Annotated in this window: 6 protein-coding genes and 2 pseudogenes; all 8 read right to left on the bottom strand. The window is 64.4% G+C overall.

All coding sequences use genetic code 11. The features are described 5' to 3' along the window. Positions 1–236, bottom strand: a pseudogene (locus tag CAPSK01_RS18110) (hypothetical protein); the annotation flags it as partial. Positions 237–323: 87 nt separating this feature from the next. Next, complete coding sequence (locus CAPSK01_RS18105; protein WP_273704019.1) at positions 324–860, bottom strand: NAD(P)-binding domain-containing protein; 537 nt, start codon at positions 858–860, stop codon at positions 324–326. A 118-nt stretch (positions 861–978) separates the two neighbouring features. Further along, entirely contained in the window at positions 979–1,893 is a 915-nt protein-coding gene (locus CAPSK01_RS18100; RefSeq protein WP_034930025.1) for a LysR substrate-binding domain-containing protein, read from the bottom strand. 81 nt (positions 1,894–1,974) lie between these two features. Further along, complete coding sequence (locus tag CAPSK01_RS18095) at positions 1,975–3,213, bottom strand: M20 family metallopeptidase (RefSeq protein WP_273704018.1); 1,239 nt, start codon at positions 3,211–3,213, stop codon at positions 1,975–1,977. Positions 3,214–3,234: 21 nt separating this feature from the next. After that, entirely contained in the window at positions 3,235–3,513 is a 279-nt protein-coding gene (locus tag CAPSK01_RS18090) for a hypothetical protein (RefSeq protein ID WP_034930022.1), read from the bottom strand. A gap of 128 nt (positions 3,514–3,641) precedes the next feature. Then, complete coding sequence (locus CAPSK01_RS23890; protein ID WP_273704017.1) at positions 3,642–3,857, bottom strand: type I restriction-modification enzyme R subunit C-terminal domain-containing protein; 216 nt, start codon at positions 3,855–3,857, stop codon at positions 3,642–3,644. 4 nt (positions 3,858–3,861) lie between these two features. Further along, positions 3,862–4,185: pseudogene (locus tag CAPSK01_RS23885) on the bottom strand (helicase-related protein); the annotation flags it as partial. Further along, a complete protein-coding gene (locus tag CAPSK01_RS18080; protein WP_273704033.1) occupies positions 4,104–4,412 on the bottom strand; it encodes a DUF4145 domain-containing protein in 309 nt (102 codons plus the stop codon). The pseudogene CAPSK01_RS23885 and the gene CAPSK01_RS18080, both read right to left, overlap by 82 nt. Positions 4,413–4,471: the final 59 nt, after the last annotated feature.

Raw genomic sequence — 4,471 nt, 5'->3', positions numbered from 1 at the left:
GTCGGCGCATCGGGATCGTGTACCAGCAGCGCGAAACTCTTCGTTCCGTCCGGCGGATTGGCCCATTCGAGCGCTGGAGAAAGATTGCCACCGGTACAGCCGAAGCCGTTGAGGACATGCTTGTCGGAGAGCGATCCCTGGTGCGCGAAGTCGGCGCTCTTCAGGGCGAACGGTTCTGCCGCCAGCCCGGGGGACAGGAGCGCGACGGTACAGAGGGCGAATAGGGAGTGGCGCATGTTTTACCTTTCTTTTGAGGGGTCAATCATTCCGCACGATGGCAGACTGCTTCGACGCGGTTGCCGAAGGGGGACGGTGGGAGAAGTTCAGCGGTGGCGCCCTTCGATGGCGCGCAGGACGCCGACCATGTCCAGCGCGCCGTGTCCGCCGTTGAGGGTTTCGGTAAACAACTGGTCGCACTCTTCGATCAGCGGGCTGGTGATGCCGCCGCGCCGGGCTTCCTCGGCGACCAGGCGGCTGTTCTTCTGCACGTCGGCAATCGAGGCCTGGACGGAGAAGTCGCCGGCGACCAGCTTTTCCAGCTTCATTTTCGAGACGGCGCTGGCCATCGGGCCGGCATCGAGGATGGCGCGGTGCAGGGCGGTATCGAGCCCGAGTTCGCGGGCGAAGTGGTGGGACTCGACCAGGCCGCTGACCATCGTGATCAGGAAGATCATGATCACGATGCGGCAGCGGTCAAGGAGTTCGCTTGGGGTGGCCGCCACCTGCGCAGCAAAAGGCACGAGCGCCGCCGCTTTCTCGGGCGAGCGGTTCCAGACGACGAGATTGCCGAAATGCCGTGCCAGATTCCGGGCCATGGGAAAACCCATGACGCCTGTTCCGATAAAGCCGAGTGCTTCCATGGGTTTTCCTCGCAGATTGTGCCGTGGTCAGGCCATCATAGGGGCGAGGAAACGGCGCGCCATGCGAGTTACTCATGAACCGGATCGAAATCCTTCATGGAGGGCCGACGGCCTCGTGTCAGCGCGCCTTCTGCTCGGGTTGCAGGGTGAGCAGCCAGTCGATGAAGGCCTGCTTCGGCTCGTTGCGGGGAGCGCCGGTCGGCGTGACGATGTAGTACGAGCGCTCCGAGACGACGCTTTGCGGGACCGGCTGAACGAGGGTACCGTCCTGCCGCTGGCGCTCGACCAGCACGTCGAAGACCAGGGCAATGCCCTGCGAACATTCGGCGGCGGTGATCAGCAGTGAGATCTCACTGAACGACATGCCGGAGGGGGGCGTGCGCAGTTCCACGCCCAGGCTGGAGAACCAGCGCTTCCAGGAAACGAGGGGGTGGCGCAGGAGGGTGGCGCGCTCCAGGTCTTCGAGACATCGCAACCAGGGATGCGCTTTCTTGTAAGCCGGGCTGCACACGGCAATTTCCTTGAGGGGGATGAGTTCGATGGCGTCGAGGCCATCCCAGCGACCCTCGCCGCAGCGGATCGCGACATCGGCCTCGCCGGTCCGCAGGTTGATGTTCCTGGACGAGACGTTGATTTCCAGGTTGATGTCCGGATGCTTGCGGTGGAAGGCGGACAGGCGCTGGATCAGCCAGTTGGAGGCGATGGCCGGGGCGAGGCTGAGCTTGAGGATCGGCTTGCCCTCGGTCGAGATTTTGGCCAGCCCGGCGCGCAGGCAACCCAGCCCTTCGCGGACGTAGGGCAGCAGTTCCTTGCCCGCCGGCGCCAGGCTGACCGAGTGGCCGATGCGGATCAGCAACGAGGCGCCGACCAGCGATTCGAGCTGGCTGATGCGGTGGCTGACGGCGCTCTGCGTGATCGAGAGTTCGTCGGCGGCCCGGGAGAAACTGCCGTGGCGGGCGACCGATTCGAAGGCCATCAGGCCGGTGATCGGCGGAATGCGCGGGTTGTTGCTGCCGTGTCCGTGGTTGTCCATGACTTTCATCCAGGCAGGAGCCGGCCGGAGGCCGAAGACCACTACCGTCGAGGGGCGCGAACGCTTCGGCGTCAGCGTTCGCTACCCTTCCGATCCGCAGCAGATCGCGCGTGCCGTGCTGGTGCCGACGAGGGTGGGATCGTCCGGCAGCACCTGCGTAGCCGACAGGTCCTCGGCCAGAGCAAGGCGCACGACCGCTTCGAAGTAACGTGCTCCGACAAGCAGGGCGGCTTCGTCGAAATCGAACTGTGGGCTGTGCAGCGGCACGTTCGCCGCGTTCGGAGCCCGCGCTCCAAAGCGCACGAAGCAGCCGGGGACCTCGTTGAGGTAAAGCGAAAAGTCCTCTGCACCCATGCTCGGCAACTCGTAGCTCAACACTCGCCCGGCGCCGACGACACGCGCGGCCGCGCGGCGAGCGAGTTCGGTTTCGCGCGGCGTATTGATCACCGGCGGATACGGTTCCGACAGCTCGAGTTCGATCCGGGTATGGTATGCCTCCCCCAGGGCGCGACACATTCGTTCCATCCCGGCAATCAATCGTAACCGGGTCCCGCTTTGCGTCGTACGGATCGTCCCCTCCAGCAGAGCCTCGTGCGCGATCACGTTGCGGGCAGTGCCCGCTTGCAGCGTGCCGATGGTGACCACCGATGGATCGAGCGGGTTGGCCTCGCGCGACACGAGAGTCTGCAGCCCGCCGACCAGCGCGGCACTGGCGACCAATGCGTCGGTCGCCTCGTGCGGCCTGGCGCCGTGACCGCCGCGGCCGAATACACGGATACGGAAGCTGTCGGCCTGGGCGCAAACCGGCCCCGGTACAGCCATGATCTGCCCAGTGGGGTAGAGATTGGTCAGGTGCCCTCCGAAGATCATGGCCACCCCGGCGAGGGCGCCGGCATCGATCATCACCTGCGCGCCTAGACCACCTTCCTCGGCAGGCTGGAAGATCAGCACCACGTCACCCTGCGGGAGCGAATCCTGCAACAGCGCCGCGGCGCCCAACACCATGGCCATGTGTCCGTCATGCCCGCAGGCGTGCATCTTGCCACGGTGGCGAGATGCAAACGGCAGGCCGGTCTGCTCAGCAATCGGCAAGGCATCGAGTTCAGCGCGGAGCGCGACCCGTGGTCCTTCTGCGCGCACTCCACGCAGTCGGGCAACGATGCCGCCACCCACACCGCCATACTCGTAGGGTATCCCCAGACGCTGGAGTTCGCCGATCACAAAGCGGGCGGTTTTCCGTTCTTCATAGCCAATTTCCGGGCACTGGTGCAGCGAGCGACGCCAGCGCACCAACTGCCGCATGATGCGTTTGCTTTCCATCAGGCTACGCCGGTTGCGAGATCATGGAACCGTAGCCAGCGTGTTGATTGGGTCGTCGACCCGGCGCACGTTCGGGGAGCCGAGGAGGATTGTTGTACCCGCTGGCAATTGTCCCGGGTCATTGGCCAGAATGTCGGCGACGGTGCGCACGTCCCCTGGCGAATTGAGCCCAGTAGTATCGTTAAAATTATCCCTGAGCAGGGTGATCCGCCCGGCGGATGCGAGGCTGCATTCCAGAAGCAAACCGCAGCCCAACACGATTGCAGAAACCGATCTACCGATACTGTTACGATGAGCCATCTCATCCTCCTGTCGAGATCCGTCAAGGCTTGGGCAATTCCATATCCTGCCCCGCTCCATGGCGCATTGCAGCGAAGGATGGGAAATCCAGCGCAGGCTGGGAAGCATATGAGCCTCGATGCATGGCGTCAACCTTGGATCCGATTCAGCGTCTTGCCGGCAAGGAAGCCGGTGAACGCCTCTTTGGCGGCTTCACGGTCCATGCCGACCAGCGAGCGCACAAAGAGCCCGAGCCCGTGACACGTCGTCCTGGCCAATTCGATCGCATCCGCCCCTCCGGCTCCGCTTTCGGCAAGCATCCGCTCCAGCTCGGCCAGGTCGGCCGCCGTCAAGGACTTGTTCATCCGCATCCAGTTCGCCGATCAACTCCAGCCGCGCGTTGAATAGCTGTTTGCCGAGCGCTTCGCCGAGCGCGCCCTCGCTGGCCGCAATGTCCTGGCTGAAGTACTCCAGGCTCTGGCAGTAGTCGAAGACATAGAAGAACGTCTTTTGCTGGTCCGGCCCGAACAGGTCCAGGCAGGGGCGCGTGCCGCGACCGAGCATCTGCCAGAACTTGGTTTTCGAGCGTACCAGCTTGAAGAAGACCAGATTCACGACCTCGGGAATGTCGATTCCGGTATCGAGCATGTCCACTGAGATGGCGATGTGCGGCGCCTTGTCCCTCGCCGCGAAGCTGTCGCATAAAACAGCTCGCGTACCGTGACCAGTGCGTCGGCGTACGGGATCGCGCGCTGGCCGTGCACGGCGCGGTTGCCGAGCGTGTTGATGACGCGTGCCTTGCCGAACACCGCCTCGCCCGCCGCCTGCTTGAAACTCGGCTCGTGGATCAGCGCCGAGAGATTGTCCTGATACGGCAGCTTGAGCGCCGCGTCGTGTTTGTACGCCCAGGCGACCGCCAGTTCCAGCGCCCGGCGCGCGTAGAAGCAGGCGCTGCGCGGGTCGGCGGCCGCCGTCTCGG

Origin of the sequence: Candidatus Accumulibacter vicinus (assembly GCF_000584955.1) — a bacterium.
In the GTDB taxonomy this organism is placed as follows: domain Bacteria; phylum Pseudomonadota; class Gammaproteobacteria; order Burkholderiales; family Rhodocyclaceae; genus Accumulibacter; species Accumulibacter vicinus.
The sequence above is the reverse complement of the archived record's forward strand: the minus strand, read 5'-3'. Positions and strand labels throughout refer to the sequence as shown.